This is a genomic window from Pontibacter chitinilyticus, from assembly GCF_039748935.1.
GTDB lineage: Bacteria > Bacteroidota > Bacteroidia > Cytophagales > Hymenobacteraceae > Pontibacter > Pontibacter chitinilyticus.
In genome coordinates this window covers 31,471-56,198 of the sequence record NZ_JBDIZJ010000010.1, presented here as the reverse complement: position 1 = coordinate 56,198, position 24,728 = coordinate 31,471, and the positions used below count along the sequence as shown (strand labels likewise).

Sequence of the window (24,728 nt, the reverse complement as noted above, 5' to 3'; positions counted from 1 at the left end):
AACCTTGGATAAGGTGATGAGTGAAGTTAGGGGAAGAGCTACTGGTTTTGTTCAACCATTAATGTCTCCAGCTATGGAAATCATCAAGCAGTCGGTCAGTGCCGACATCGCCAAAGACAAGTTCGACGCCTGCTTCTCGGTGCTCACCTCCGAGCACCGGGTGGTGGTGAAAGCTACCCACAAGTTTGCCAATTCTGCTTCAGGGCTGGCTGCCCTCCACAAATGGATAAACAAGTGGGAAGACCCACTGGTAGACCTGGTGGTGATCATGGAAGCCACCGGCGTGTATTATGAGAACCTGGCCTGGGCGATGCACCAGCAGGGGCGGAAGGTACATGTGGTGCTGGCTAACCGGGCAAAGAAGTACTTCCAGAGCCTAGGCTATAAATCCAAGAACGACCGCCTGGATGCAAAGGCCCTGGCGCATATGGGGGCGGAGAGGAGCCTGGAGCCTTGGCAGCCTCTGAGCAAGCAGCTTTACCTGCTTCGCAAGCTCACCCGGGAGCATGAACAGATCCAGCGGGTGCATTGTGAAACGGCCAATCGCCTGCATGCCGAATTCTACAGCATGCACACAAGCAAAAGCACGGTGAAAAGGCTCAAAAAAACGCTGCAGCTCTATGATGCGCAGCTACAATCTATCCGGCAGGAAATAAAAGAGGTCATCGCGGCGGATGCCCTGCTGCAGGAGAAGATCAACAAGGTCACCACCATCAAAGGCGTGGGGGTGCTGACGGCGGCCACCATCGTTGCCGAAACCAACGGCTTTGCCCTTTTCACCAGCCAAAAGCAGCTTATCAGCTACGCGGGTTATGATGTGGTGGAGAATCAGTCGGGCAACAGGGTCGGCAGGACCAGGATCTCCAAGCAGGGCAACAGCCACATCAGGCGCATACTGCACATGCCGGCGCTGCATGCCGTGCGCCGCAACGTGCCGGTCTGCAGGGCCCTGTTTGAGCGGCTGACGGGAAAGGGCAAGAAGAAGATGCTGGCCTATGTGGCCGTGCAGAAGAAGCTGCTGATTCTGATTTACACGCTGTGGAAGAAAGACGAGGTCTGGCAGGAAAGTAAGTACCAGGGGCCGGAGGCAGACCCACAGGAGGTTATCCTTAGCCTGGAGGTCGGAGCCTCTCTTTCAGGTGGCTGCGAAGCAGACAAAAACAAAGGAGCCCTGCAAGGCAGGGCTACACAAGATGAACATCCCGCACCTCTCGGCCAGGAGCTCTCTTTCAGGTAAGGTGAAGGTAAGAAAAATTCAACTAAAATCCTTGACTTTCAAAACAGTACCTTTATCCATAGGGATTTAGCTGCTTTAGAAGAGTATATCGAGTAGGCGCGTCAGCCATCTTATGCCCCGCCTAAACTTAACTTCTGTTGTGGAGCCTACTCCATTTCGCATCAAACACAGAGGCGGCTGTGCTCCAAGTTCAACAGTGAACCAGGCGGAGTGAAACTCGGGGCGTACCCCCTGCACACTGCCGGAAAAGAGAAGACCTTTTGATTAAATATTTTTACCCGCTCTTGTCCATGTAGGGCTGCCAGTTGACGATGAGCACCTTCTCGTCTTCGAGCAGCAGGTAGCCATAGTCGTAGCAGAAATGATAGGTGTTGCCGCCCTTGGTGCGGTAGAGGTGGGTAAAGTGCCGGAAATCGAAGCCGTTTTGCAGGAGCACCTCCCGCCGGAGCGTGGTCTTGCCCTCGGGGCTGGCCCTGTGGAGCTCCTGGCGGTTACGGCGCAGCACGCCGTTGATTTCCCGCATGCATCTTTCCCCCCGGTCCTCCAGTTTCTTTTGGTTGCCGGCCCTGGCGCGGCACTGATCGGAGCAGTACTTCTTGTCGGCCCTGCCTGTCAGTGGCGCTGCGCAGTGACCGCACACCTGCTGGTTTTTTCCATCCTTAAGTGAGTTTGTGCTGAAAACCATATCTATTCGCTTCTTTCCGGATTATCCGGATGTATACGGACTTATGCGGGTATTTTACGGCAAACGAGGGCAAAAGAGCGTACTTAGGGCACCAATAATACTGCAAGGCTATGAAATATACTTCTCCGCAACCCTCTCTGTACCTGAACTTGCTCGAACACGGAGGCAGGAAGTACATCCGCCTCTGGCACAAGCCCAATCCCTTTCTTACAAAGCGGCTGAAGGAGGCGGCCTGGATGAAGTACAGCAAGACCTACAAATGCTTTGTTATGCACCATACCCCGCAGGCCATCGAGATGACCTACGGACACTTTCAGGGGCTGGCGCAGGTAAACACCCGCTACCTCTACCGGCCTAAAAGGCTCCGGCCGGACCAGTACGTGCCGCTGCTGGCCGACAAGCGACAGGGGGAGCCCCTGCGGAAAATGCCCGAGCTGCCGGTGGTGCGCCTCCAGCCCCTGCTTGTGGAGGGCGGCGGCACGGTGGTGGGCATCACCTTCAAGTACAGCGGGCATTTGCATGGCAGGCTCCGGCAAAGCAGCGTGGCCCGCTGGCAAAAGGAGCTCAAGTGCTTCGTGATACCGCCCGGCGGAAAAGCCATGCGGGCGCTGGCCGACGAGCTGCAGGGGGCGGGATGGCTATGGCTGAGCCAGGAGTTGCAGGTCAAGGATGTGACTCTGATGCGCACGCTCTGGGAGCAGACCTACGAGAAGGAGAAGGATTACATGACCTGCCCGTTGCCCTATCTGGAGAAGCTTTTTCTGCTCAACTACTCAATGAATACCCTGCGTACCTATCACGCGCTGCTGTTGCGCTTTCTCAATGCGCACCGGGAAAGGGGGCTGGAGACGGTGCAGGCCTTTACCGAAGAAGAAATAAACGCCTATCACCGCCAGATGGTGCAGGCGGGGGCCTATTCCTGTTCCTTTGTCAACCAGAGCATCAACGCCGTCAAGTTTTATTATCAGCGGGTACTGGGCCGTCATGAGGTGCAGCTTCGCAATGTGGAGCGGCCCGAGAAGCCGGAGCGGCTGCCATTGGTACTCAGTAAGCAGGAGGTGGCTAGCATCCTTTCGGCCACCGACAACCTCAAGCACCGCTGCATGCTGCAGCTGCTCTACGCTGGCGGGCTTCGGATCGGCGAGGTGATAAACCTGAAGCTTACGGATGTGCAGTCGGAGCGGAAGCTTTTGCTCCTCCGCGGGGGCAAGGGCAAGAAAGACCGCACCACGCTGCTCTCCCCCAAACTGCTGGAGAACCTGAGGGCCTACTACAGGCAATACAGGCCGAAGGTGTGGCTGTTTGAGGGGCAGTTTGGAGGGCAGTACACGGCAGATAGCCTCCGGAGCGTGTTTCAGGCCTGTAAGGAGAAGGCAAGGGTGAAGACAAAGGCTACGCCGCACACACTCCGGCATTCTTTTGCCACGCATCTGTTGGAGCAGGGCACGGATTTGCGCTACATCCAGGTACTGCTGGGCCACCGCAGCAGTAAAACGACAGAGATCTATACCCACGTGACCAGCTATGCGCTGGATAAGATCGTAAGTCCGCTTGATAATCTGTAGAAATGGAGTATATTAGCAATATGAAATACTGTAAAGCTGCTATTTTCCTTCATTCCGAAATAAAAAGCGACAGTAGAACAAGTATAAACCAACACCAACTATAGTGCAAATAGCAGGAGTAGCACTCCTGCTAGCAACGAGTTGTAAAAAATTTCAGAGTATGAATTTCCTGAAGAAGTATAAAAAAGCAAAAATTATAGCTCTGATATTTGGAGCCATAGTTTTATTTGGACTTCTGTTAAAAGGAAATATTACGCACGAACAGTTTGACTCTGAGAGATGGAAAACCGCGGACTTGAATAGTGAAGCAAACTGGTCTCTTCGCTGGGACATGATGAACAGCTTAAGGAATAATCATGAGCTTGTCGGAAAAAGTAAAAGCGAGATTATCGAATTACTTGGTGAACCAGAATCAAAGACTAATTCCACTTTCAGGTACTATTTAGGCTATTCCAAAAACGGAATCAACACGGGAAGTCTGATTATCAAGTTCAATGCGGAAGATAGAGTAGTTGATTTCCAAGTATGGCAAGGGTAAAAAAACTATTTTACAACAAGGTGCAGCTTTAACCCTTGCTACGCTACGGGCTTCGGCTGCACGAGCACGTTGTACTTCATAGAAATTAATAGAGAGTATGGTAGATGAGAAAACAAGTAAAACTTCAATGCTAACTCTCTTTCCCGCTTTCAAATGCCAATATGAAGAACATGTTAAATTCTGGAAAGGGGAAAATCCTTTTGGAATGGACATGGCTGAGTTTTCTCAATTTGCTCTTGATATTATAGCAAAAGGCACAGACGAAGAGATTGAAAAGCTGGTGACATTTACTGAACAAATGATAACAGAAGGGAATGACGATGTAAATTATGCCATCAAATTCTTCTTCTTGGAAAATATTACGAACAGAAGCGGAGACAGAAGATTACCGCTGACTAGGTTTACAACCAGGCTCAAGCCGAAGTCCTATGAGTTCTGTAGAGAACTGGACAAATTTTGGGGCAGTAAGACGGAAGGAATAGATTAAAACTACGAATTACAACACAATGCTTAAGTTACCTCGCTGACGCTTCGGCATCTTAAGCACGCGGCCCGTTGGCACAAATAGGTAATTAATGAAGAAAAGAATTGTCTATATCATACTTGCACTTTCTGGATGCCTAACAGTTTTGATTGGCTATTCTATTTATGATAGTAAGTACAGCAACTCGGCTGTACTGGGTATAGAAAATGTAAAGAAGCTCAAGGATATAGAGATTGGGATGGACTCTCTTACTGTACTTGATATAATGGGAAGACCGAGTGACAGGTATGTTATGAAAGGTGAAACCTTCTATAACTATGAAGTACCACTAGGTTCTTCATATCAGGCTCAAATTGTACTTGATGGTATGGGAAAAGTAACTTACATATCACCTGTTCCTCATGTTGAAGAATAGAAGAAGAAAAACTAATTGTGCCAACACAATGCATGCTCAACCTTCGCTAACGCTTCAGGCTCCGCATGCAAGCGGCCGTTGTACCATAAGTAAAACATAAAATGAAACCAAACTATAGCGATTTAGGACTCTCAACAATCATGGGAGAAGAGCTTAGAAATTTGGTTGAAAAGCAACTTAAAGAGGATTTAAAGAATTACGGTATTTCAAACAAACAACTAAAGTTTGACTGGTCCGACAGCTGCATTGAAGGCCACAGAACTGAATACTTAGACGGTTCTGTAGAGAATTTTTCTGGGATTGTTGTTTATGACAATGAAGATGAAATGGTTGCTGATGGGTGGATGGAGTTTATACATGAACCTAACTTCTTCTTAGTCTACTGGGATTGTGTGACTACTTGGAAGGGAGATAAAAAGATTAATGAAAAGAATTTTGGCTTGCCAGAGCATATTTGGATTCAAATTCCAGAAGGTTTAAGAATTAGGTATAAAGTCGGTCAGTACTAAAGAACCTCATGGTACAACCCTGCCTATAAGTTACGCTTCGGCTTTGCCTCGCACACCTTATTAGGCTAATCCGTTATGCGGCATATTAAAGAACCTAACAACCTTCATCTGCAATGACTTCACCTCTGACTTTTTTCATTCTTGCGATTTTGCTTTTTGTGTTTTCAAATGTCTTCATTCATCACCTGATTATCGGTAAAGCTGAAATAAGGGTAAGAGAATATCTTGAAACCTTAGGATTAAAGCTTATAAGTTTCAAAAGGACTGGCTGGTTTGATAACGGTAATTTCAAGAAAGAAATATTCATAGGTGGCCCTATTAGGAAAAATGGAAATATCAATATGACTCATTATCGAAATATTGACTTCAAGGACTCAGCAGGTAAAATACGAACGTCAACCGTTAAAATAAAATGGCACCTATTTAAAAAGACACGATTTGAATTTATGCCTGACGTTAAAAAATACGCCCCATAACACGGGGTTTAAACTATGCCCGGGCGACGAGAATCTCGTTCCTTTTCTGCTTTTGATTACTTTAGTGCTGGGCGAGGAACAAGTGCTCTTAATCGGGCACAACTTAAACCCTTAGTCGTTATAACCAATTTTAGATACAAAAATGAAATCAAACTTTTTACTTTTAGCCCTATCAATGTTTAGTTTTAGTGCGCTTGCACAGTCAAACGAGCCAGTTCAATCAAAAGAGTTGGTAAGTATGACGAAGCTTGAAATAGGACTCCAAGGAATTGGAGTAGGCTATGAAGTGCCGTTTAGCGATAAGTGGTCTGTAAACCTAAGTGCTGGTTTGGGGGGCGGATACTCTATTGACAAGAACAGCTATGCCAACGGGTTCAACAGTACGTTCATCCTCAAAGAGCCTGTGGCTTATTTTAGGTCTGAGTTCAAATATACCTATAACCGAGATAAAAGAGCTACTAAGTCAAAGTCTTTACTAAACAACGCGGGTAATTACGTTGCCTTTCAGACTAAGTACACCACAGCCAGAGTTTTCGAAAACAACGAGTGGAATCAGCTAAATAATCCCCTGAATAGAACTTTACTGAATGAAGTACATTGGGGCATGCAAAGGCCTCTTGGACAGAAGTTTCTTTATAATCTTCACCTAGGTTTAGGTTATGCAGCTGACTTTGATTTTAAAAATAGCCAAATTTATCCAGCGGCGGGACTTCAATTTGCCTACGTAATTTCTAAAAACAAAAGGTTATAACCATACCCATAAGCCAGCTACGCCGCCTTATGGCTAAGTCCGTTAGCGGTCAGTAAAATCACAATAGAATGTTCTAAAAAAATGAACTGGAGTAAAGTGGACAAGTATGGTGGCGTAGTATTCCTCTGCGCTTTGTTTGGCTACATTATCTATGAAGCATATAGCCAAACATATGAGCTTGCTTACAAAGCTCGCTATACTGTAGGCAAGGTCACGGAGCATTCCAGAAGTGGTCATTTAGTAAAAAAAGTAGATTACAAGTACTTTGTGAATGGTGTGGAATACGAAAGAAGAGAAAACTATCAGGGTGGGGAAATCGGAAAGGAATACTTTGTTAAATATTCTACGCAGACACCAACCTACAGTAACTTATTGCAGGATATGCCTGTGCCTGATAGCATAAAATCTGTCCCACATGAAGGTTGGAAAGAAATGCCTATAAAAGATAAGAATACCAGCCGCTAACACGGCACAGGCTCCATATTCGGCTACGCCTCACTCGCAGCCTGTACTAACCGTTATGCGGCAGCTTAAAAGACGACAACAAACGACATTGACAAAGAAAAAATGAAATCAGAAAATAAACTTGCAGGACTTGGACTTTTGACAGCAATTTCGGCTTCACTTTGCTGTATCACGCCTGTTTTGGCTTTGTTGGCTGGGACAAGTGGACTTGCTTCGACATTTTCTTGGCTTGACCCTTTAAGACCTTATTTAATCGGCTTGACAGTTTTAGTGCTTGGATTTGCTTGGTATCAAAAACTGAAACCACAAAAACAAATAGACTGCAACTGCGACACCAAAGAAAAAACACCATTCATACAGACAAAGAAATTTTTGGGCATCGTGACAGTTTTTGCAGGATTGATGCTTGCTTTTCCAACTTATGCTCACGTTTTCTTTCCAAAGCCAGAAAATAAAACAATCGTAACCGACCAATCAAAAATCCAGAAAGTAGAATTTAAAATTAATGGAATGACTTGTTCAGGTTGCGAAGAACACGTAAACCACGAAGTAAACCAGTTGACAGGTATAATCAAGACGACTGTTTCATACGAGAACAGAAATGCAATCATTGAATTTGATCAAGCTCAAACCGACATCGAAGAAATAGAAAAAGCCATTGAAAAGACAGGCTATTCAGTAACAGATAAGAAAGAAATCAAATGAATATAGTATTACAATCAACAATCACTTGCCCTGACTGTGGATATAAGAAAGAAGAAACAATGCCGACAGATGCTTGCCAATACTTTTACGAGTGTGAGAACTGCAAGAAAGTCTTAAAGCCAAAACAAGGCGACTGTTGTGTTTATTGTAGTTACGGGACAGTAAAATGCCCACCAATCCAAACTGGGACTAATTGCTGTAAATGATAATGACACGACTGACAGAAAAAGAAAGCCGACCGCATAACAGCACCTACAAGAAATTGGCGGTTCAGTGGTTAAAAGAAGCTTTGTGCTTCGTATCAAGTTCAGTGGTGGCAGACAGTTTTCGTCTCCGAAATCGCCAACTTCTTGTAGCTGCAAAACGTTATCTAAAATAGGAAGTTAATGAAGAATATATTATTTGTATTTTTTCTTTTGCTTCTCTCATGTAAGTCAAAGGATAAAGAACTTCTGAGTGAATTTGAGTTTAGAGAGCCTAAGCAAGAACAAGCATTAAGACAAGATACAGTTAATACGAACCCCTTTCTGTTTGCTTTTCGGGAAAGATCTAGACTCGAAAATGGTGATTGGTACAGAGCAAAAGTATTTTTAGTCAATTACTCTATACCCTCGGAATATTCTGATAGCACAGTAGTGAAGTTTCTTCCAGATAGTGCATCCTATGAAGAAGTCTTAAAGAAGGGTGTGAATGCAGTAGTAGTTGGTGATACTGGATATGTTAAGTTCAAAGCCCATCAACAAAGCATCGCAAAAGGAGATTCTGTGTTAAAGCAATGGACTGCAATTTATACTAACCCTGCAATTCCAAATAGGACATACAAGGTATATATGGAGTACTTATTAAAAGGAAAATAAAACTAAACTAGATAACCACACCTTTACCATAGCTACGCCATGGCAAAGCCCAGTCCGTTGTACCATATTTATAAGCATGAAAAACCTGACATTATTGATAGCTATGTTTCTTACAACTGTAGTGGCAACAGCGCAGGTCGCCATCATTCAGGATAAGGACGGGTACACTAATGTCAGGGAGAAGCCGAACGGACAGTCGCCAATCATACACAAACTATACAGCAACGAAGCCTTCTGGTATGATTATGAAGAAGGACATGATATGGACGAATGGGTTCCTGTCTTTATACCTATTAATGCCTTCTCCTTTAGTTCTACGCAGCCCGATTACATCGAAGGATTCATACATAAGTCAAGGCTACAGCCGCTGGATAAGCTAAAGCCCTACCAGGGAACAGATTTTAAATTTGAATATCTTCTGGAGCCTTTTAAGCTCAATAACCGAATTGTGGAAAAGCATGAAGGGAAATGGGTAAAAACAATTGCAGGCAGACCTGTATGGGGAACGGACGGAAACTACCCAAGAACACAAGTAAAAGGAGTCAACGCCGTAGTTGAAGGAAAAAAGGTTGAGATAAACACACCTCTTTACAGCGACATCTACGAATGTACCAACACTTTCAAGGTCTATAAAAGTGGAGATTCTTACATCGTCTACCAATGGAACAGCGATGGAGCAGGTGCTTATCAGGTCGTCTGGGTTTTTACTAAAGATGGACTGAAGCAAAGGCTTGTAGGGTCAATGATATAAAGAAAAACAAGGTACAACCACGCGTATACTTTATGCTTCGGCCGACGGCCTCGCACATCGTCTACACCAGTCCGTTAGCGGTCAGGCTAAAAGAACGCTACGAACTTAAAATAGATATTAAAAAATAAAATAACAGTAAAATGAAAAAGTTTCACCCATTTTTTACCATCGGAACAATTGGAGTAATTGTAATTGCTTGCCTTCATATGTTTTTATCATTAGGTCTATCATTAAGTTCAATCCACACTACGTTTTTTACGTTATATCCAACATTTTTAACCTTTATAATATTAGGTGTTGTCTTTACCGTAAAAAAACAAAAGACACTTGGATAATCAATTTTGTTTAAATCGAATACGGTCGACTACTCTTTCATCAAAAAGAAAGAAATTTAGACGACGGCGGAATTGACCAATGAAACGAAGCCCGAACCGCTAACAAGGTATTGCCAAAATCGGGGCTGAAAGGCTTCGATTGCGCATTTGTACAAGGTTCAACATTAGTTCTTCGATTGAACTTTGTGCTAAAAATCCCCGCCTTCGGCAATACCCAAAACGTTAGCGGTAACTTTGAATTATGAAGAAGGTTCTAAAGCGATTTCATGAGCCATTCAGGGCAGAGATAAAGCATCCTCAAACAAGAGTGATTGAATTTATAGTAAATGAAAAGCTTAAAAAAAGAGGCTTGTTTGATTTCCTTAGTAGCAGCCCGATTGACTTTAGAGAAATTACTATTTCCAATGGCAGCTTAATAATTGATGTTAAGCCTAAGATGCTTAATCCTTTTAGAGGAATGGGTAAAATATTTATAAAGCTGGAAAAAGACGACAATTCCTCTTGGACAAAAGTAGAAGGGGAGATAGTACCTTACAATAACAGGTATATACTTACTGTCTTCTTGTTCTTAAGCTTCTTAACTGTTTGGACAGCTTTTGCCTTTATCATTGATACAAGTATCAATACTTATATTGTAGTAGCGCTGGGGTGGACAATGTTCACGTTTATCTTATACATGCTTCCCTTCTGGTACAGAAGTAGGCTAAGAGAGTATAAAGACTCTTTCTTACTGATTTTGAACAGCAAAACCCTAAAGTAGAAAAGATTCCGCTAACAAAGCACATGAGCAAAGCTGCGGCTACGCCTCGCTCACCTCATGTACGAGTGCCGTTGTGTGCAATAAGAACTATGAAAACAGAGCAGAGTAGACAAGACAGAATACAACATTTGAGAAAGGAACAAGAGCGTAAAGACTACCTTAGCGACTTTTTAGCTTCCCTATCAAATATTGCTGAAAAAAACATTTCTAAGGAATCGGTCTTGTCTCTTGAAGAAGTGAATACTGTGACCAACAGGATTCATTATAGAAACTCGCAGGTTCCAACCTATATCATCAACTTTCCATTCTCGCAAGCTGATAAATTAAGAGAGATATTCTCATGTTTACGGCAGAACTTGAGTGAAGAAAATTGCTATCTAACTTCCTATAGGTTCTACAAGTCTATCATTTTATTGCTCGACTCTTCCTTTATAATAGACAAATTTGAAGAAGTTATAGAGCTTGATGGCAATGCCTTCTACATCTATGACAGAGAAATAGAAAATGGGCTTATGCTGGACAGCAATGAAGAGAACTGGACCGAGAACGGGAAAACAGAATATGTTTGGACTTATGAACTAAGGGTGTGGGGTAAAGAGTGGGTGAATAAGATTCAGGTAGCCTATAACAGCCAAACTTAAAAATTACTTCACACAACCAAGTTCAGCCTTCATGCTCGGCTACGCCTTGCCCATCGGCTGCACAAGCACGTTACCTACCATAGAAATTTAAAGAACTTTGTCTTGAAACAAAGCGTTAATGTAATAACTTTGTAATTACATTAAATTATAGTGCTATGGAAGTATCAATCATCCAAATAGGAAATTCAAAAGGTCTTCGGCTGACCAAGTCTATTCTGGACAGGTATAACATCAAGGATAAAGTTGAGCTTATTTTGGAAAAAGGGCAAATTATCTTAAAGCCTGTTGAGCATCCAAGAAAAGGCTGGGATAAGGCATTTAGGAAAATGCATGAGCACGGTGATGACCAGCTTTTACTGGAAGATGTGTTTGGCGATGAAAGCTTTGACGAATGGAAATAAGCCAGTATGAGATAGTTCTGGTGAATCTGGACCCTACTGTAGGAAGTGAAATACAGAAAACCAGGCCTTGTGTCGTGATATCCCCCAATGAGATTAATCATAACCTAAGAACAGTAGTTATCGCGCCGATGACTACCAAGAGCCGTAGCTATCCTACTCGTGTGAAAGTGAAGCACAACAATCAAGTGGGGTGGGTAGTGATTGACCAGATACGGACTATTGATAAAGTCCGTATTGTCAAAGTTTTAGGCAACCTCAACCCTTCAGAAATAGCTACCTGCAAGAGTGTGATAAAAGAAACCTTCGTGGACTAATAAAAAGAACAACGAATAGGTAACCCGGTGCAGCCGTAACCCTTGCTACGCGGCGGGCTTCGGCTGCACCAGCACGTTATGCGAAATATAATATTGTAGCACCAAGTTGTCGTAAATGCCGAATTCACGCGAAATAGTCATTCTCTATCTTTTCTTTTGCACACTTGTAGTGGGTTCTCTATTGTCGTGTTCGTCAGTAAAAACTGTTAAGTGTGACCTGTTTGCTCCCAAAGAGAATCTTGTTATCAATTTTGTAGACTCAAGTAAGTTCCAGTACAGATATTACAAATTAGATTCTATTATTACCACCGTGTACAGCGAAGGTTGGTATTCAAAACAAAATAACATTTTTACACTTCATTCGCCGCCGCCGCAGAACAAAAACTTTGACGCTAATCTCACCGCTAACACAGATCATAACCTGCAGGGTATTGAAATTAGAGTTCAAACAAATTTGGACAGCATCGAAGCAAAGAAATATAAAACCATTCTTCATTTTGATAATGATAGTGTAAAAGTTCAAGGAGGTAACATTGATACAGTTTTGGTAGGTGTTTATTCACGAACACTACGTATTGAAATCATTCCACCTTTCTTTTATTCCCCAGTTCCTTCTTTCAAAAGCATAACTACAAAAGAACTGTTACTTAATTCATCAGCGAAGACCGCTTATCATATAAATATTCCACTAAGCTTTTATTCGTTTTATTACAAGGACATTGGAGATATACAGGTTAAAGACAAGGGGAAGTACTGGCAGATTCTAAATGACAGTACTCTGATTAAGAAAGGCTGGTCCAATGAAAAGCAATAATTCGCATAACAATAGCTTACCAAAATAGCGGCTGATGTAAGCCATTCAACTATGGGAGTTCTATTATATAACATACCTTTATTCAAGCTGACTTACTGCTATTGCCGCTACTTTGGCAAGCAGTGGAACGTTACCTGTAAGTTAAACAGATGAAAAAGTGGATTGCAATCTTACTTTTAGGGTTGATTTCGTGCAAGCCAACAGAAAATGCTCTGATCGGCAAGTATGAAAGGTATTGGGATTTTGAGAATTACTCTTCTTTGCAGCTGAATCCAGACAACTCGTTTGTACTTAAGGGGCAGGAAGGACTGATTTGGATGAAAACTGCAGGTACTTGGAGAGTAGAAGACAAGTACCTGTACTTAAACAGTTATCCTGCCACTACATTAAATCAACCTTCTACCGTTGTATCGGAAAAGTTTGTAAAAGGTGACTCTATCCTAATTACCGTAGTTGACGATGAAGACAGTTTACTGCCTGGCGTTCCAATTTTGGCATATCTAGAAGGCGACACAGTAGTGGCTGATTATACGAAAGTTGACGGAAGGGTTGTCATTGTAAATCAGCCATTTGATAGTATAGCTGTTAGCTATATTAGCTTTTCTCCCTTCACTTATACTGGTAAAAGTAATTATCTTAAGATCAAGATGGGGAAAGATGAAATAGCACCTTTTAGGATTGAAAATGAGAAGTGGCTAATAAGAGGTAGTTCGTTTCTCGACCCAAGATTTGAAGGTGAGCAGAGGAAGAACAAGTACAAAAAGAAAACCAGCAGGTAACAAAGTATAGCAGATATGCTTCGGCTACGCCTTACAAATCAGCTATACCAGCACGTTACGGGAAATAAAGAATTATAAAAGGGCAATATTTTTTTATAGATTATAGTAACTTTTAAGTTACATTTACTGTTGAAAGTACAGCAGATGGAGAAAATCAGAGAAATCATTGCTTACAAAAACTACTTTGAAGATTTCTTGAAAGAGCAGCCCGTTAAGGTGCAAGACAAAATATTCAAGATTTTGGAAGCGATAGAAACACTTGAGCGAGTGCCTCAGAATTACCTGAAGCACTTGACAGGCACAGACGGACTATACGAAGCACGTGTACAACTTGCTTCGAACATTTGGCGGGTGTTCTGTTTTTTCGACGAAGGCAAACTGGTCATCTTGCTTAACGGCTTTCAGAAGAAAACACAAAAGACACCTAAGAAAGAAATCGATAAGGCACTACAATTAATGGCTGAATATTATGAAGGGAAAAGATAAAGAAAGAGAAGTTAGTTCTTGGGCGGACATCAAGAACAGAGTGTACGGAGTAAAAGGCACAGAGAGACGTGATAACCTTGACAGGGAGTTCGAATCATTCAAAATTGGACTTGAATTGAAAAAGGCCCGTGAAGCTCGACATCTTACCCAACAAGAGTTAGGGGAAATCATTGACAAGAAAAGAACTTACATATCCAGAGTTGAAAATGACGGGAGTAATTTAACCCTCAAAACCTTATTCGATATTGTTGAAAAAGGGTTGGGTGGAAAAGTTAAAATCTCTATTGAGCTTTAAAAGAAGAATTACTACCCCGTAACCCGGTGCAGCCGTAACCCTTTGCTATGCTAAGGGCTTCGGCTGCACAAATCCGTTATGTGTGATTTCAATAGATGATATGCTAAAACGACTTTTCATAGTAAACACGGATGATAGCCGTCCTTGGATCAAAATAATTCTGTGGTGGGAGTTAAGACGAATACTATATAATTTCTTGCTGGTAATTTTCGGCATTTTTGCATTAACAGTTTTGTCACTTATTGTTAAAGACCTTTGGTCATTCTTTTCTCCACCACTTTTCTTTTTAATATGGACAGGAGTTTTCCTGTTTTTAGCAAACGTTTTCTATACCAGTGGTTGGGTTTTTCAGCTATTAGCTCGTAACACATCAAACAGATTTATTAATAAAATAAGACCAAAGGTTTTTATTTACGGGTTGATCTTTTCTTTTGCCATTCAACTGATTCCTTCTTTTGCGACAGGAGTTTATACAATAGTAACAGGCGAAAGAATTAAATCACGTTATGCAGATTTCGCAACTACTAAACCTGTATTCAGCGACATAGTTGGCGAATACAAATTGTCAGATAAAAGTAAAAAGCAACTTGTGTTTCCTGATAGCCTAAGTAATAAAACTGTGATTCGTTTTAACCCTGATAGCACATTTACCCTTGAAAACTTTCCAGACCATGGAATGGCAATGAACTTGACCAGCTATGACATTGTAAGTGCAACAGGTACGTGGAAGATTGCAAAGGATCAAGGCAATTGGGTAATTCCAATGGACTTCGATTTAATTAGAAATGTGAAAACAGGACACATAGATAGTACTGGCTTTTACAACAGCAATGGTTTTAGCATCAATAAAAATGAACCTCCATATGAAATCTATATTACAGTTGGCGATCCTGATAGTTGGGAAGGAGTGACATTACAAAGACAATAAAAAAGGAACCTCACATAACACGGCACAGGCTCCATACTCGGCTTCGCCTCATTCGCAGCCTGTACTATCCGTTGGGGTAAACTTAAAGTATGGAAATAGCTTCAATAATAGTGGTGTTGATAATGGCAGTTGGCCTCATACTAACTGTGATATACCTATTAGGCTATTTGATAAAAAGAAGAAAAGCAAGATTAAGGAATGCAGCAATATCTTTTGCTACTGCGGCCTTATCATTATTCTTACTGATAGTAGCTGAAGAACTGTTCTTCTCTTACAATTTTAAAAATAAGGAAGAAGTTTTAGTTGCTTCCAGAGAAGCACCAATCGGTGGCATTCTACTAAAGCTTTATGAAGACAGTACCTTTGAAATAGGTGTTTTAAGAGAAGTGAAATCAGCTGGGACTTATGTGTTGAAATCAGATACTCTTTTTATTATCCCCACCGATAACTCGAAGCAAAATGGATATACTACCCAAACTTCCTTCATCATAAAAGAAGGATACTTGGAAGAAATAGAAGATACAGGGATAGGATTTTTAGAAATTCACGAGAACAAGCTGAAATAAGAAAAGCTCTCCCCAACACGGCATATAAGCCAAGCTTCGGCTACGCCTTGCTCGCTTTATGTACTAAACGTTAGCCCAAATTTCAAAAAATGAAAAGGCCATTCTTTTATCTCTTTCTTTTGATACTGGGCTGCGGACATAAGCAAAGCACAGGATATATTGCTGCTACCGATGTGGTAAATAAAACCGAAGAACTAAAAAAGGAAAACTTTGGCTGGGTTTCATTGAAAGACAGGGTGCGAGTAGATGGTTACACAAGGATAGACAGTATCATTTTTTGTGGTGAGGTTTCCTGTAATGTAAAGCCTATGACAGGAATAGACACTGCATCATTTCAAGTGTGGGCAGGCTCCGACTATGCCAGAGATAGGGAAAAAGTTTATTATCCAAGGCAGGTTTCCTGCATCGACTACACAGACTGCGGCGTCTGCTACTGCAGCGAATACATAGTTGAGAGTGCCAACCCTAATACTTTCAAGTACCTAAGTAAGGAGTATGCCACCGACGGTTCGAAAGTGTACTTCAGAGGAGAATTAATGGAAGGTGCGGATGGAGCCACATTCAAGGTCATAGACGGACCAGAGTTCTTTTTCTTTGCCACCGACAAAGACAGAGTCTACAAGCATGACCAAATATTTACGGACGCCGACCCGCGCTCCTTCTATCACGACAAGCAGGATGAAAGGAACAATGAATACACATATATTATCAGCGACAAAGACAACAAGTGGGAGTTCACGCCTCCTAATACAATCAAGAAGATAGAAAAGAAAAACTAGGGCTAACAAGGTGCATAATCCATGCTACGGCCGACGGCCTTGCACGCCTCATGCACTAGCCGTTATGGGCAATAAGTAATTATGATAAAATCAAACTTTAAGATACTGGTTCTAATTGGACGGTGCTTCATTTTAGCAATTGGTATCGGAGCATTGATTATGTCTTCATTATTTGTTAACATTCTTGCAAAGGACTTCAACACAGCAGGTTTAGTTGCTTCCCTTGTCTTTTCTATGCTTGCCATGGGATTCATCTATGTAGGTCTTGATGCTGTTAAAGCAATAACTGTTGACCCTAAAAATAAGATTCTGAAAGTGAGCTACCTTGGTATCTATAGTCAAGTAATTAGGCAAGAAGAGATATTAGGATTTGCATTGAGACCTTTCACAAACAAGTTGGGAACCTTCAAGGGAACTTTAGTGCAGACAAGAAAGAATAAGCAGGTACAATTTAGCGAGTTTGACTACCGAAATTACGCTGATTTAGAAGATGGAGTAAAAGAGTTAGCCCCCTTTGATAACAACATCCAGATAAATTACTTTCCTCCTTTGAGCCCCTCCCATTTTTAGGACCTGTCAAAAGTAGAGAATTCGGGTTTAACTATATTATATTCTAACCACTCTTCCGGCGTCATATCACCTAGTGAGCTATGGGGCCGGAAACAGTTATACTCCTGCCGCCAGGCTTCGATCTTCTCTTTGGCGTCCTCCAGGGAGAGGAACCAGTTGGTGTTTAGGCACTCATCTCGAAAACTGCCGTTGAAGGACTCAATAAAGGCGTTATCCGTGGGTTTGCCGGGCCTGGAGAAGTCCAGCGTTACCTTGTTTTCATAAGCCCACCTATCCAGCGCCTTGGAGATAAACTCGCTGCCGTTGTCCACCTGTATACGCTTGGGCAGCTTTTTAGTGTCCTGCCTGATGCGCTCCAAAGCAGCCACCACATCTTCTCCTTTCAGTGACTGTCCCACCTGGATGCCGGGGCATTGGCGGCTATAATTATCCACTACAGTTAAGCAGCGGAATTTCCTGCCGTCAAAGAGCTGATCGGCCACAAAGTCCATACTCCAGCACTCATGGTTACTAGAGAGTTCGGGGCGCTCAATTCGGTGTGCGGCGGCCTTGCTTCTCCTAGGCCGCTTGCTCCTCAGGTTCAGCCCCTCCTCTTTGTAGAGGCTGATGCACGCGCTTATGGTTGTCTCTCCAGCCCTCGCGCCGGAGCAGGATAAAGATGCGCCAGAAGCCATAACGGATTCTCACCTGGGCGATCTCCTGCATCCGCTTCCTGATCACAGAGCTGTCCCTTGCCTTGGAGCGGTAGTACCAGCCCGAGCGGTGGAACAGCACCACCTTACATGCTCTTATGACCGAGATCCGATAATCCTTCTGTAGTTCCAAGGCCAGCCGCTTTACCTGGGCTGGCCTCAGAGCTTTTTTCGCAGCACGTAGCGTGAGCATCTGCTTGTCCAGGCTCAGGTCCGCCACCAGCTGCTTCAGCTGGCGGTGCTCCTCCTCCAACTGACGGAGCCCAGAGCAGTTCACTCACCCCTAAACCACCGTATTTTTTCTTCCAGTTATAGAAGGTGGCATCCGAGATGCCCATCTTGCGGCACACTTCCTCCACCTTAACTCCCGTCTCCGCTTGTTTGATGGCGAAGATGATTTGCGCCTCTGTGAATTTCGATTTTTTCATGGCAATTCGCTTTTGGTTCTATACGATTATTGCCCGTTTTCTCTACTTTACAGCGGTCCGGTTTTTCGGGGGGAGGTCAGGTGGGCAAGGCACCCATGGGCTACGACCAGCTGAAGGTGAACGGCGAGCAGGTGATCAGGCCTAACAAGCAGGGCAAGCTGATCCGGCTGGCTTTTCAGCTGAAGGCAGAGCAGGGCCTCTCCAACACCGATATCATCCAGCGGCTAAAGGCGCAGGGCCTCACGCTCTACAACCAGACGCTCACCAAGATCTTCCGCAACCCCTTTTACTGCGGCCTGATCACCCACGGCCTGCTGGAGGAGGGCGAGGTGGTGGAGGGCCGCCACGAGCCGCTGATCTCGCGTGACACGTTTCTGCGGGTAAACGGGCTGCAGGCCCAGAACGCCCACGGCTATACCCAGGTGAAGGAAGATGAACAGCTGCCGCTTCGCCACCACATCAAGTGCGGCAGCTGCCAAAAGCCGCTCACGGGCTACGAGATGAAGAAAAAGGGCATCCATTACTACAAATGCAACACCAAGGGTTGCTGCCTGAACCGTAACGCCGGCAAAATGCACGAGCTCTACCAGGGGTTGCTCGAAGAATATCAGGTCGATCCAGTATTGCTGCCGCAGGTGCAGGAGATGATGGCGCAGGTGTTCAAACGGCTGAGCCAGGAGCATGAGCAGGAGGAAAAGCGGCTGAAGGGGCAGTCTGCAGAGCTGAAGAAAAAGCTGGAGACCTTGGAGCGGCGCTACGCCTACGGGGAAATCGAAAGGGAGATCTACTCAAAGTTCAGCACGGAGCTGAAGGCGGAGATGCGTGAGATAGAGGTAAACCTGGAAAAACTCTCCGGCCCTTTATCGAACCACAAAATGCTGCTCGAAAACGGGCTGAAAATGATGCTAAGCCTCTCAGGCACATGGGGTAAGGCAGATGTGTCGCAACGGAAGCGGCTGCAGGCACTGGTGTTTCCGGAGGGAGTGCAGTATGACCGCGAAAAGGAGGCTTATCGAACCAACAGAGTAAACTTAATTTATTCGGCCTAGCCGCAGAAATATCGCTGAAAATGAGGAAAAAGAAAGAGGGAAAAGCAGTGGTGAAACTGACTTTTCCCTCTTGGTAGTCCGTAGGGGAATCGAACCCCTGTTACCAGAATGAAAATCTGGTGTCCTAACCCCTAGACGAACGGACCATCTTTCGGTTTTGATGGTGCAAAGATACGGTGGTTTTAGAATTTGCAAAATAAAAGTACGGAATTTTTTCACGCGCTTACGTAAGCAATTCAAGATCAATGTGAAAAAAACATATTGGTTTTCCAATATCGGAGTAGTAACTTCGCAACATCAGTTAACTAATCAAAAATTGAAACTATGTCTAAAATAAAAGTTGCAATTAACGGCTTTGGCCGTATCGGCAGGCTTACTTTTAGAGCGCTACTTGCTAAAGATAATGTAGAGGTAGTGGCTATCAATGACCTTACAGATACTACTACCCTGGCGCATTTGCTTAAGTATGACTCCGTACACGGCAGGTTTAACGGTACGGTAGAAGCATCGCAGAACGGAATTATAGTAAATGGTACTGAAATACAGGTAACAGCAGAGCGTGATCCTAAAAACCTGCCCTGGGGTAAACTTGGGGTAGATGTGGTGCTGGAGTCAACAGGCCGTTTTGTGGATGAGCAAGGTGCAAGCGGTCACATACAGGCGGGTGCCCGTAAAGTGGTGATCTCGGCGCCGGCGAAAGGTAATATCCCAACCGTGGTACTTGGTGTAAACGAAGACATCCTGACAGGCGATGAGACTATCGTGTCAAATGCTTCGTGTACGACCAACTGCCTGGCGCCAATGGCGAAGGTGTTAGATGATGCTTTCGGAATTGAGAAAGGCTATATCACAACTGTACACGCTTATACAGCAGATCAGAACCTGCAGGATGGCCCGCACAAAGATCTGCGCAGAGCTCGTGCTGCTGCTTATTCTATTGTGCCAACTTCTACCGGCGCTGCAAAAGCCGTTGGTTTGGTACTGCCGCACCTGAAGGGTAAACTGGATGGCGTGGCAATGCGAGTTCCTATTCCGGATGGCTCTCTCACGGACCTGACTTGTATCCTGAAGCGTTCGGTTACCAAAGAAGAGATCAATGCTGCCATGAAGCAAGCTGCTGAAGGACCACTGAAAGGTATTCTGGAGTATACAGAAGATCCGATCGTTTCTATCGATATTGTAGGAAATACACATTCTTGTATTTTTGATGCCGAGCTGACTTCTGCCAACGAAACCCTAGTGAAAGTAGTAGGCTGGTACGATAATGAAACTGGTTACTCTAACCGTGCTGCCGACCTGATTGCACGCATCGGCTAAGCACAACATACTTTATTGCAGAAAGCCTATCCCGCAAAGGATAGGCTTTTATTTTGAGCTTACGTATAGCTTTTAAAGTATAGCATACCCCGGATACATTGCACAGTACCTGTTCCTGCGTAGCATACTGCTGAATGAAATGTTGCACCCTTTCCTTCTAAAACCATGAAAAAAATTCTTGTACCTACTGATTTTTCAGAACAAGCCGGTTATGCGTTTGAAGTAGCTATTGCTATTGCGCGTAAAACCGGTGCTGCCATCAAACTTTTGCACATTGTGGAGATGCCGCATACCTCTAACTTCAGTGCTACCGGCGATCTGATGCTGGACGATGGCATGGACCAGGTATACACCATGCAACTGCTCGAGCAGACAAAAGCCCAGATAAGCAAGTTGCTCAGCTCAGTAGAACATGCGGGCGTAGAGGTAGTGCAGGAAGTAGTGGTGGACCAGATAATCAGCAACGTTAAGCGGACGGTGATAGAAGATCAGGTAGACCTGGTGGTGATGGGCTCGAAAGGAGCAAGCGGAATGGAGGAGTTCCTGATTGGCTCTAATACCGAGAAGGTGGTCCGGGCGGCCGATTGTCCGGTATTGACGGTAAAGCATAGCAAACCGGACTTTGAGGTGCGCGAGGTGGTGCTGGCCTCTGACTTTAAGCGCGAGATAGGCTCGGCCATAAGCAAGTTCAAGTACTTCCAGGAGCTGTTCGGTGCCCGGTTGCACCTGGTTTATGTCAACACACCCGGCGGCTTTGAGTCGAGCCACAACCTGCAACTGAAACTGCAGGAGGCGGCAGACAGGTATGGCTTGCAGCACTATACTGTTAATGTATACAACGATGTGGTGGAGGAGGATGGTATTCTGCACTTCGCCCGCGAAATTAAGGCCGACCTGATCATGATGGCAACTCATGGCCGCACAGGGCTGGCCCATTTATTAAGTGGCAGTATAGCCGAGGACCTGGTGAATCATACCGCTATTCCTGTGCTCACCATTCACTTGAAATAGTTATCTAAGTTGATTTGAGGAAAGCCTGGTGCCCATTGCGCCGGGCTTTTTTATTGTGGGGCGGAAAAAGTAAATTTGTGCTGCCGGCTACTTGGCCGCTTTGCTATACATGCATCAACAACCGCTTATTCGCTTTATCATCAATCCTACATCCGGCCCCAGAAGCAGGGTAAACGTGCCGGCACTTATTCATCAGCACCTGGATCACAACAAGTATAGGTATGATATGGTGTATACGGCTTATGCCGGGCATGCTCCGGAACTGGCCCGGCAAGCCGCAGCGGAAGGGTGCGCTATTGTGGTGGCGGTGGGTGGAGATGGTACCGTAAACGAGGTGGCGCAGGGGTTGCTGTATTCTGATACAGCCTTGGCCATACTTCCAAAAGGTTCCGGCAACGGGCTGGCGCGCCACTTGCAGATTCCGTTGCAGGTACGAAGCGCTTTAGAGATAATCAACCTGGGCCACGCCATGCATATTGACAGCGGCAGCATTAATGGGCACCCGTTTTTCACCACCTCCGGTATCGGCTTTGACGCTTACATCAGCTCAGTATTTGCCGGTAACCGCAAGCGGGGGCTTAAAACTTATGTAAAGCTGGTGCTGAAAGAGGTGCGCAAGTATAAACACCTGCCCATAAACCTAAGTATAAACGGAGAAACCTTGTCTACGGACTGCTTTGTGTTGGCTTTTGCCAATGCAGCCCAATATGGCAATAATGCCTACATTGCGCCGCTGGCTGATATACGCGACGGTTTGCTGGATGTGTGTTTGGTGCGGCAGATGAGCCTTTGGAGGGCACTGAACATGAGCTATAGTATGTTAACCAAACGGCTGGCGAGCTCCAATAGTGCCGCGTATTTCAAGAGTGCATCAGTTAAGGTAGAAACAGCGGAGGAGATCATGTACCACGCCGATGGTGAGTATGTAGGAAAGGCTAAAACTTTTGACGTAAGTATGAAACCACTATCGCTGAAAGTGGTGACACCCCAAATGTAAGGAACCATGAAAGATAAAAATAAGAAAGGCCGCCAGGGAATTGTGTATTCTACCAGTTCCGACTTTACCTATTCCTACGAGCAGGAGCACGAAGCTACCACACTACCTCCGCAGCAACAGAACCTGAAAGTGATGCTCGACAAAAAATCGCGGGGTGGCAAGCAGGTGACGCTGGTAGAAGGTTTTGTTGGGACAGACGAGGACCTGAAAGAACTGGGCAAACTGCTGAAAAGTAAATGCGGTGTGGGCGGTTCAGCCAAAGATGGCGAGATCCTGATCCAGGGCGACTTCCGCGACAAAGTACTGCAGGTGCTGCAGGCAGCCGGCTATAAAGCTAAAAAAGCCGGAGGGTGATGCGGCTGCCATACTTCGAAAACAGCGTAGCGCAAGTATAACTTGGGGACTCCGATGCGTTCAGGTCGAAGAATGGCACGTCTGAAGTTTATGGCTATAAACTAGTAGCGCTTAATTAAGTCCCTCAGACTACAATAGGGCGGATCAGAGCTGATGGGTGATGCGCTGCAGATCTTCCGGGGTGTCAATCCCGATAGTTTCATATTCAGTTAGAGCGGTGGTGATGCGGAAGCCGTTCTCCAACCAGCGCAACTGCTCCAGCGATTCTGCCAGCTCCAGCGACGAAGGCGGCAGCTGCGTGATCTGCTCCAGGATATCGGCCCGATAACCATAAATGCCAATGTGTTTGTAATACGTATGCTGCTTGTGCCAAATATCTGCCGGCACGTTGCGGCAGAAGGGGATAGGGCTTCGGCTGAAGTATAAAGCCTCGTTTGCGCTGTTGAGCACAACCTTCGGCGCATTTACATTAAACAGTTCTTCTTCCGATGTTATTTTTTTGACCAGTGTGGCTAGTTGGGTGCCCGGCTGCTCAAAACAGGAGGCAACCAAGTCAATCTGCTCCGGCCGGATAAAAGGCTCATCCCCCTGAATGTTAAGGATGTATTCAAAAGGCTGATCGTAGCGTTGATAGGCTTCAAAGCAGCGGTCGGTGCCGCTCTGGTGGTGCGAAGCGGTCATGACTACTTTGCCACCAAAAGCCTGCACATGCGCCTGTATGCGTGCATCGTCTGTGGCCACTACAACAGTAGCTAAATTAGATTGGCTGGCTTGTTCGTATACACGCTGAATCATGCTTTTGCCGTTGATCGCAACAAGAGGCTTGCCAGGGAAACGGGTGCTGGCGTAGCGGGCCGGTATAATTCCGAGTACTTCCATTGTTTTGAGCTAATTGATGTAGCCGCTGCTGCGGTATAGTTCAAAGTTACACAAGTAGCACAAGTATACCAGCGGTGCCCGGCAGGAATCGTGGCTATTGTATAGCTAAGAGTTGGCTAGCACGTTCTTTCCAGCAACGCTTTTAGGCCTGCTTTAAAGCGCTTTAGCTGCCCGGCCATGCCTTCGGTGTTTACAAAGCGCGTGTTGTGGTCGCTTGCCAGCTCCGTTTCTGGGCGAGTAGGGGTATAATAATATGTAGCAATCGATTTCCGGCTGATGCCTGCCGGTGTTTGCAATAGACTGGGATGGCCATGATACGAAATCTCATTCGTCTCGAAAATAACACAACGGTTAAACGTAGGAGCTATCCGGTCCAGGAGGCGCTTTTGCGACATGTCCCACAGTTCCAGGTGGCCGTTATAGGTGTCTTGCCAATCCTTGTTCAAGTATACCAGCACATTCAGGCGGCGGTGGTACTTTGTTTGCGGATGGACGTTGTAATCGACGTGCACGTTCAGAAAAGCGCCTTGGGTAGACTGGTGCAGGCCACCACCAAAAAGCGCTGGGTCACCGGTCAGCGCTGTGATGCCGGTCAGTTCCTCCAGCCAGGTAAGAAATTTCGGTGCATTCAGTTCGGCAAAAACACAGGCAAACAATGAGCCTTCTGCAAAATCCCGTTGCTGAAATTTATTTTTCTGATCGATGTACGTGGTGCCATCCCAGGTGCCGCTTTTTATGGCCGGATAAGCTGCCAAAATCTCTTCTGCTCTTTCAGATATGAAGAAGTCCTCCAGCACCAAGTAGCGGAATGGCTCTTTGGCATTAAAGGCAGCCGTTAACGCTGCTTGCCGCTTTACCAGCGACACCATATCAATGTACATCATCTGTAAAGTAT

General features: G+C 44.9%; 33 protein-coding genes, 1 tRNA gene and 1 pseudogene. 30 read left to right on the top strand and 5 right to left on the bottom strand.

Annotated features, from left to right (window positions below; translation table 11 throughout):
• Positions 1–73: 73 nt before the first annotated feature.
• On the top strand, positions 74–1,237 hold the full coding sequence (locus tag ABDW72_RS14885; RefSeq protein WP_347159381.1) for an IS110 family RNA-guided transposase: 1,164 nt from the start codon (positions 74–76) through the stop codon (positions 1,235–1,237).
• Positions 1,238–1,511: 274 nt separating this feature from the next.
• Here ABDW72_RS14885 and ABDW72_RS14880 read toward each other — a convergent pair whose 3' ends face one another.
• Complete coding sequence (locus ABDW72_RS14880) at positions 1,512–1,922, bottom strand: hypothetical protein (protein ID WP_347159380.1); 411 nt, start codon at positions 1,920–1,922, stop codon at positions 1,512–1,514.
• Between the two features lie 110 nt (positions 1,923–2,032).
• Between ABDW72_RS14880 and ABDW72_RS14875 the strand changes: the two genes are divergently transcribed.
• The 24 genes from ABDW72_RS14875 (at position 2,033) to ABDW72_RS14760 (ending at position 17,106) form a co-directional block, all read left to right on the top strand.
• On the top strand, positions 2,033–3,487 hold the full coding sequence (locus ABDW72_RS14875) for a tyrosine-type recombinase/integrase (RefSeq protein WP_347159379.1): 1,455 nt from the start codon (positions 2,033–2,035) through the stop codon (positions 3,485–3,487).
• 160 nt (positions 3,488–3,647) lie between these two features.
• Entirely contained in the window at positions 3,648–4,025 is a 378-nt protein-coding gene (locus ABDW72_RS14870; protein ID WP_347159378.1) for a hypothetical protein, read from the top strand.
• Positions 4,026–4,122: 97 nt separating this feature from the next.
• Positions 4,123–4,512 carry a DUF7674 family protein gene (locus ABDW72_RS14865; protein WP_347159377.1) on the top strand — a complete coding sequence of 130 codons (390 nt, stop codon included), beginning with the start codon at positions 4,123–4,125 and terminating at the stop codon, positions 4,510–4,512.
• A gap of 88 nt (positions 4,513–4,600) precedes the next feature.
• The gene (locus tag ABDW72_RS14860) at positions 4,601–4,924 is read left to right on the top strand and encodes a hypothetical protein (RefSeq protein WP_347159376.1); all 324 of its coding nucleotides are present in this window, start codon (positions 4,601–4,603) and stop codon (positions 4,922–4,924) included.
• Between the two features lie 101 nt (positions 4,925–5,025).
• A complete protein-coding gene (locus ABDW72_RS14855; RefSeq protein ID WP_347159375.1) occupies positions 5,026–5,433 on the top strand; it encodes a hypothetical protein in 408 nt (135 codons plus the stop codon).
• Between the two features lie 113 nt (positions 5,434–5,546).
• The gene (locus ABDW72_RS14850; protein ID WP_347159374.1) at positions 5,547–5,909 is read left to right on the top strand and encodes a hypothetical protein; all 363 of its coding nucleotides are present in this window, start codon (positions 5,547–5,549) and stop codon (positions 5,907–5,909) included.
• Between the two features lie 142 nt (positions 5,910–6,051).
• A complete protein-coding gene (locus ABDW72_RS14845) occupies positions 6,052–6,660 on the top strand; it encodes a hypothetical protein (RefSeq protein WP_162346542.1) in 609 nt (202 codons plus the stop codon).
• 81 nt (positions 6,661–6,741) lie between these two features.
• Positions 6,742–7,125 (top strand): hypothetical protein, encoded by a 384-nt coding sequence (locus ABDW72_RS14840; protein WP_347159373.1) that lies wholly within the window; start codon positions 6,742–6,744, stop codon positions 7,123–7,125.
• A gap of 102 nt (positions 7,126–7,227) precedes the next feature.
• Positions 7,228–7,830 carry a mercuric transport protein MerTP gene (merTP, locus tag ABDW72_RS14835; protein WP_347159372.1) on the top strand — a complete coding sequence of 201 codons (603 nt, stop codon included), beginning with the start codon at positions 7,228–7,230 and terminating at the stop codon, positions 7,828–7,830.
• Complete coding sequence (locus tag ABDW72_RS14830) at positions 7,827–8,036, top strand: GDCCVxC domain-containing (seleno)protein (RefSeq protein ID WP_347159371.1); 210 nt, start codon at positions 7,827–7,829, stop codon at positions 8,034–8,036. The genes merTP and ABDW72_RS14830 overlap by 4 nt, the downstream gene beginning before the upstream one ends.
• Before the next feature lie 180 nt (positions 8,037–8,216).
• Positions 8,217–8,687, top strand: coding sequence for a hypothetical protein (locus ABDW72_RS14825; RefSeq protein WP_347159370.1), 471 nt, complete (start codon positions 8,217–8,219; stop codon positions 8,685–8,687).
• Between the two features lie 76 nt (positions 8,688–8,763).
• Positions 8,764–9,438, top strand: a complete 675-nt coding sequence (locus ABDW72_RS14820; RefSeq protein ID WP_347159369.1) for a hypothetical protein — start codon at positions 8,764–8,766, stop codon at positions 9,436–9,438.
• A 576-nt stretch (positions 9,439–10,014) separates the two neighbouring features.
• Positions 10,015–10,533: a hypothetical protein gene (locus ABDW72_RS14815; protein ID WP_347159368.1), complete on the top strand. Its 519-nt coding sequence runs from the start codon at positions 10,015–10,017 to the stop codon at positions 10,531–10,533.
• Positions 10,534–10,556: 23 nt separating this feature from the next.
• On the top strand, positions 10,557–11,174 hold the full coding sequence (locus ABDW72_RS14810; protein WP_347159367.1) for a hypothetical protein: 618 nt from the start codon (positions 10,557–10,559) through the stop codon (positions 11,172–11,174).
• Positions 11,175–11,329: 155 nt separating this feature from the next.
• The gene (locus tag ABDW72_RS14805; RefSeq protein ID WP_347159366.1) at positions 11,330–11,575 is read left to right on the top strand and encodes an AbrB/MazE/SpoVT family DNA-binding domain-containing protein; all 246 of its coding nucleotides are present in this window, start codon (positions 11,330–11,332) and stop codon (positions 11,573–11,575) included.
• Complete coding sequence (locus ABDW72_RS14800; protein ID WP_347159365.1) at positions 11,566–11,889, top strand: type II toxin-antitoxin system PemK/MazF family toxin; 324 nt, start codon at positions 11,566–11,568, stop codon at positions 11,887–11,889. The genes ABDW72_RS14805 and ABDW72_RS14800 overlap by 10 nt, the downstream gene beginning before the upstream one ends.
• A 310-nt stretch (positions 11,890–12,199) precedes the next feature.
• The gene (locus ABDW72_RS14795) at positions 12,200–12,703 is read left to right on the top strand and encodes a hypothetical protein (RefSeq protein ID WP_347159364.1); all 504 of its coding nucleotides are present in this window, start codon (positions 12,200–12,202) and stop codon (positions 12,701–12,703) included.
• 149 nt (positions 12,704–12,852) lie between these two features.
• Entirely contained in the window at positions 12,853–13,482 is a 630-nt protein-coding gene (locus tag ABDW72_RS14790) for a hypothetical protein (RefSeq protein ID WP_347159363.1), read from the top strand.
• Positions 13,483–13,626: 144 nt separating this feature from the next.
• Entirely contained in the window at positions 13,627–13,968 is a 342-nt protein-coding gene (locus ABDW72_RS14785) for a type II toxin-antitoxin system RelE/ParE family toxin (protein ID WP_219877471.1), read from the top strand.
• A complete protein-coding gene (locus ABDW72_RS14780; protein WP_116545156.1) occupies positions 13,952–14,263 on the top strand; it encodes a helix-turn-helix domain-containing protein in 312 nt (103 codons plus the stop codon). Before ABDW72_RS14785 ends, ABDW72_RS14780 begins: the two co-directional genes overlap by 17 nt.
• Before the next feature lie 82 nt (positions 14,264–14,345).
• Positions 14,346–15,191: a hypothetical protein gene (locus tag ABDW72_RS14775; RefSeq protein ID WP_347159362.1), complete on the top strand. Its 846-nt coding sequence runs from the start codon at positions 14,346–14,348 to the stop codon at positions 15,189–15,191.
• 89 nt (positions 15,192–15,280) lie between these two features.
• Positions 15,281–15,757, top strand: coding sequence for a hypothetical protein (locus ABDW72_RS14770; protein WP_347159361.1), 477 nt, complete (start codon positions 15,281–15,283; stop codon positions 15,755–15,757).
• A gap of 89 nt (positions 15,758–15,846) precedes the next feature.
• Positions 15,847–16,536, top strand: a complete 690-nt coding sequence (locus tag ABDW72_RS14765; RefSeq protein WP_347159360.1) for a DKNYY domain-containing protein — start codon at positions 15,847–15,849, stop codon at positions 16,534–16,536.
• A gap of 81 nt (positions 16,537–16,617) precedes the next feature.
• Entirely contained in the window at positions 16,618–17,106 is a 489-nt protein-coding gene (locus tag ABDW72_RS14760; protein ID WP_347159359.1) for a hypothetical protein, read from the top strand.
• Here ABDW72_RS14760 and ABDW72_RS14755 read toward each other — a convergent pair.
• Positions 17,103–18,226 (bottom strand): annotated as a pseudogene (locus ABDW72_RS14755) (IS3 family transposase). The gene ABDW72_RS14760 and the pseudogene ABDW72_RS14755 sit on opposite strands and share 4 nt — an antisense overlap.
• Positions 18,227–18,255: 29 nt before the next feature.
• Here ABDW72_RS14755 and ABDW72_RS14750 point away from each other — a divergent pair.
• The gene (locus ABDW72_RS14750; protein WP_347159358.1) at positions 18,256–19,275 is read left to right on the top strand and encodes a recombinase family protein; all 1,020 of its coding nucleotides are present in this window, start codon (positions 18,256–18,258) and stop codon (positions 19,273–19,275) included.
• Between the two features lie 71 nt (positions 19,276–19,346).
• Here ABDW72_RS14750 and ABDW72_RS14745 read toward each other — a convergent pair.
• Positions 19,347–19,421 (bottom strand) — tRNA-Glu (locus ABDW72_RS14745).
• A gap of 178 nt (positions 19,422–19,599) precedes the next feature.
• Between ABDW72_RS14745 and gap the strand changes: the two genes are divergently transcribed.
• From gap to ABDW72_RS14725, 4 genes are all read left to right on the top strand, one after another.
• The gene (gene gap, locus ABDW72_RS14740; RefSeq protein ID WP_347159357.1) at positions 19,600–20,592 is read left to right on the top strand and encodes a type I glyceraldehyde-3-phosphate dehydrogenase; all 993 of its coding nucleotides are present in this window, start codon (positions 19,600–19,602) and stop codon (positions 20,590–20,592) included.
• Positions 20,593–20,757: 165 nt separating this feature from the next.
• Positions 20,758–21,603, top strand: a complete 846-nt coding sequence (locus tag ABDW72_RS14735) for a universal stress protein (protein ID WP_347159356.1) — start codon at positions 20,758–20,760, stop codon at positions 21,601–21,603.
• Positions 21,604–21,712: 109 nt separating this feature from the next.
• Positions 21,713–22,600, top strand: a complete 888-nt coding sequence (locus ABDW72_RS14730; RefSeq protein ID WP_347159355.1) for a diacylglycerol/lipid kinase family protein — start codon at positions 21,713–21,715, stop codon at positions 22,598–22,600.
• Positions 22,601–22,606: 6 nt separating this feature from the next.
• On the top strand, positions 22,607–22,954 hold the full coding sequence (locus ABDW72_RS14725; RefSeq protein ID WP_347159354.1) for a translation initiation factor: 348 nt from the start codon (positions 22,607–22,609) through the stop codon (positions 22,952–22,954).
• Positions 22,955–23,098: 144 nt separating this feature from the next.
• Here ABDW72_RS14725 and kdsB read toward each other — a convergent pair whose 3' ends face one another.
• Entirely contained in the window at positions 23,099–23,833 is a 735-nt protein-coding gene (kdsB, locus tag ABDW72_RS14720; protein WP_347159353.1) for a 3-deoxy-manno-octulosonate cytidylyltransferase, read from the bottom strand.
• A 116-nt stretch (positions 23,834–23,949) separates the two neighbouring features.
• Positions 23,950–24,717 (bottom strand): 2OG-Fe(II) oxygenase, encoded by a 768-nt coding sequence (locus tag ABDW72_RS14715; protein WP_347159352.1) that lies wholly within the window; start codon positions 24,715–24,717, stop codon positions 23,950–23,952.
• Positions 24,718–24,728 lie beyond the last annotated feature (11 nt).

Bases quoted from the DNA above. Each gene is read 5' to 3' on its own strand.
- ABDW72_RS14790 (WP_347159363.1), top strand. From the start codon at position 12,853: ATGAAAAAGTGGATTGCAATCTTACTTTTAGGGTTGATTTCGTGCAAG.
- merTP (WP_347159372.1), top strand. From the start codon at position 7,228: ATGAAATCAGAAAATAAACTTGCAGGACTTGGACTTTTGACAGCAATT.
- ABDW72_RS14830 (WP_347159371.1), top strand. From the start codon at position 7,827: ATGAATATAGTATTACAATCAACAATCACTTGCCCTGACTGTGGATAT.
- ABDW72_RS14765 (WP_347159360.1), top strand. From the start codon at position 15,847: ATGAAAAGGCCATTCTTTTATCTCTTTCTTTTGATACTGGGCTGCGGA.
- ABDW72_RS14785 (WP_219877471.1), top strand. From the start codon at position 13,627: ATGGAGAAAATCAGAGAAATCATTGCTTACAAAAACTACTTTGAAGAT.
- ABDW72_RS14735 (WP_347159356.1), top strand. From the start codon at position 20,758: ATGAAAAAAATTCTTGTACCTACTGATTTTTCAGAACAAGCCGGTTAT.
- ABDW72_RS14780 (WP_116545156.1), top strand. From the start codon at position 13,952: ATGAAGGGAAAAGATAAAGAAAGAGAAGTTAGTTCTTGGGCGGACATC.
- ABDW72_RS14715 (WP_347159352.1), bottom strand. From the start codon at position 24,717: ATGATGTACATTGATATGGTGTCGCTGGTAAAGCGGCAAGCAGCGTTA.
- ABDW72_RS14860 (WP_347159376.1), top strand. From the start codon at position 4,601: ATGAAGAAAAGAATTGTCTATATCATACTTGCACTTTCTGGATGCCTA.
- ABDW72_RS14865 (WP_347159377.1), top strand. From the start codon at position 4,123: ATGGTAGATGAGAAAACAAGTAAAACTTCAATGCTAACTCTCTTTCCC.
- ABDW72_RS14850 (WP_347159374.1), top strand. From the start codon at position 5,547: ATGACTTCACCTCTGACTTTTTTCATTCTTGCGATTTTGCTTTTTGTG.
- ABDW72_RS14855 (WP_347159375.1), top strand. From the start codon at position 5,026: ATGAAACCAAACTATAGCGATTTAGGACTCTCAACAATCATGGGAGAA.
- ABDW72_RS14760 (WP_347159359.1), top strand. From the start codon at position 16,618: ATGATAAAATCAAACTTTAAGATACTGGTTCTAATTGGACGGTGCTTC.
- ABDW72_RS14770 (WP_347159361.1), top strand. From the start codon at position 15,281: ATGGAAATAGCTTCAATAATAGTGGTGTTGATAATGGCAGTTGGCCTC.
- ABDW72_RS14875 (WP_347159379.1), top strand. From the start codon at position 2,033: ATGAAATATACTTCTCCGCAACCCTCTCTGTACCTGAACTTGCTCGAA.
- gap (WP_347159357.1), top strand. From the start codon at position 19,600: ATGTCTAAAATAAAAGTTGCAATTAACGGCTTTGGCCGTATCGGCAGG.
- ABDW72_RS14825 (WP_347159370.1), top strand. From the start codon at position 8,217: ATGAAGAATATATTATTTGTATTTTTTCTTTTGCTTCTCTCATGTAAG.
- ABDW72_RS14885 (WP_347159381.1), top strand. From the start codon at position 74: ATGGAAATCATCAAGCAGTCGGTCAGTGCCGACATCGCCAAAGACAAG.
- ABDW72_RS14870 (WP_347159378.1), top strand. From the start codon at position 3,648: ATGAATTTCCTGAAGAAGTATAAAAAAGCAAAAATTATAGCTCTGATA.
- kdsB (WP_347159353.1), bottom strand. From the start codon at position 23,833: ATGGAAGTACTCGGAATTATACCGGCCCGCTACGCCAGCACCCGTTTC.
- ABDW72_RS14730 (WP_347159355.1), top strand. From the start codon at position 21,713: ATGCATCAACAACCGCTTATTCGCTTTATCATCAATCCTACATCCGGC.
- ABDW72_RS14805 (WP_347159366.1), top strand. From the start codon at position 11,330: ATGGAAGTATCAATCATCCAAATAGGAAATTCAAAAGGTCTTCGGCTG.
- ABDW72_RS14815 (WP_347159368.1), top strand. From the start codon at position 10,015: ATGAAGAAGGTTCTAAAGCGATTTCATGAGCCATTCAGGGCAGAGATA.
- ABDW72_RS14840 (WP_347159373.1), top strand. From the start codon at position 6,742: ATGAACTGGAGTAAAGTGGACAAGTATGGTGGCGTAGTATTCCTCTGC.
- ABDW72_RS14820 (WP_347159369.1), top strand. From the start codon at position 8,764: ATGAAAAACCTGACATTATTGATAGCTATGTTTCTTACAACTGTAGTG.
- ABDW72_RS14845 (WP_162346542.1), top strand. From the start codon at position 6,052: ATGAAATCAAACTTTTTACTTTTAGCCCTATCAATGTTTAGTTTTAGT.
- ABDW72_RS14810 (WP_347159367.1), top strand. From the start codon at position 10,557: ATGAGCAAAGCTGCGGCTACGCCTCGCTCACCTCATGTACGAGTGCCG.
- ABDW72_RS14880 (WP_347159380.1), bottom strand. From the start codon at position 1,922: ATGGTTTTCAGCACAAACTCACTTAAGGATGGAAAAAACCAGCAGGTG.
- ABDW72_RS14800 (WP_347159365.1), top strand. From the start codon at position 11,566: ATGGAAATAAGCCAGTATGAGATAGTTCTGGTGAATCTGGACCCTACT.
- ABDW72_RS14725 (WP_347159354.1), top strand. From the start codon at position 22,607: ATGAAAGATAAAAATAAGAAAGGCCGCCAGGGAATTGTGTATTCTACC.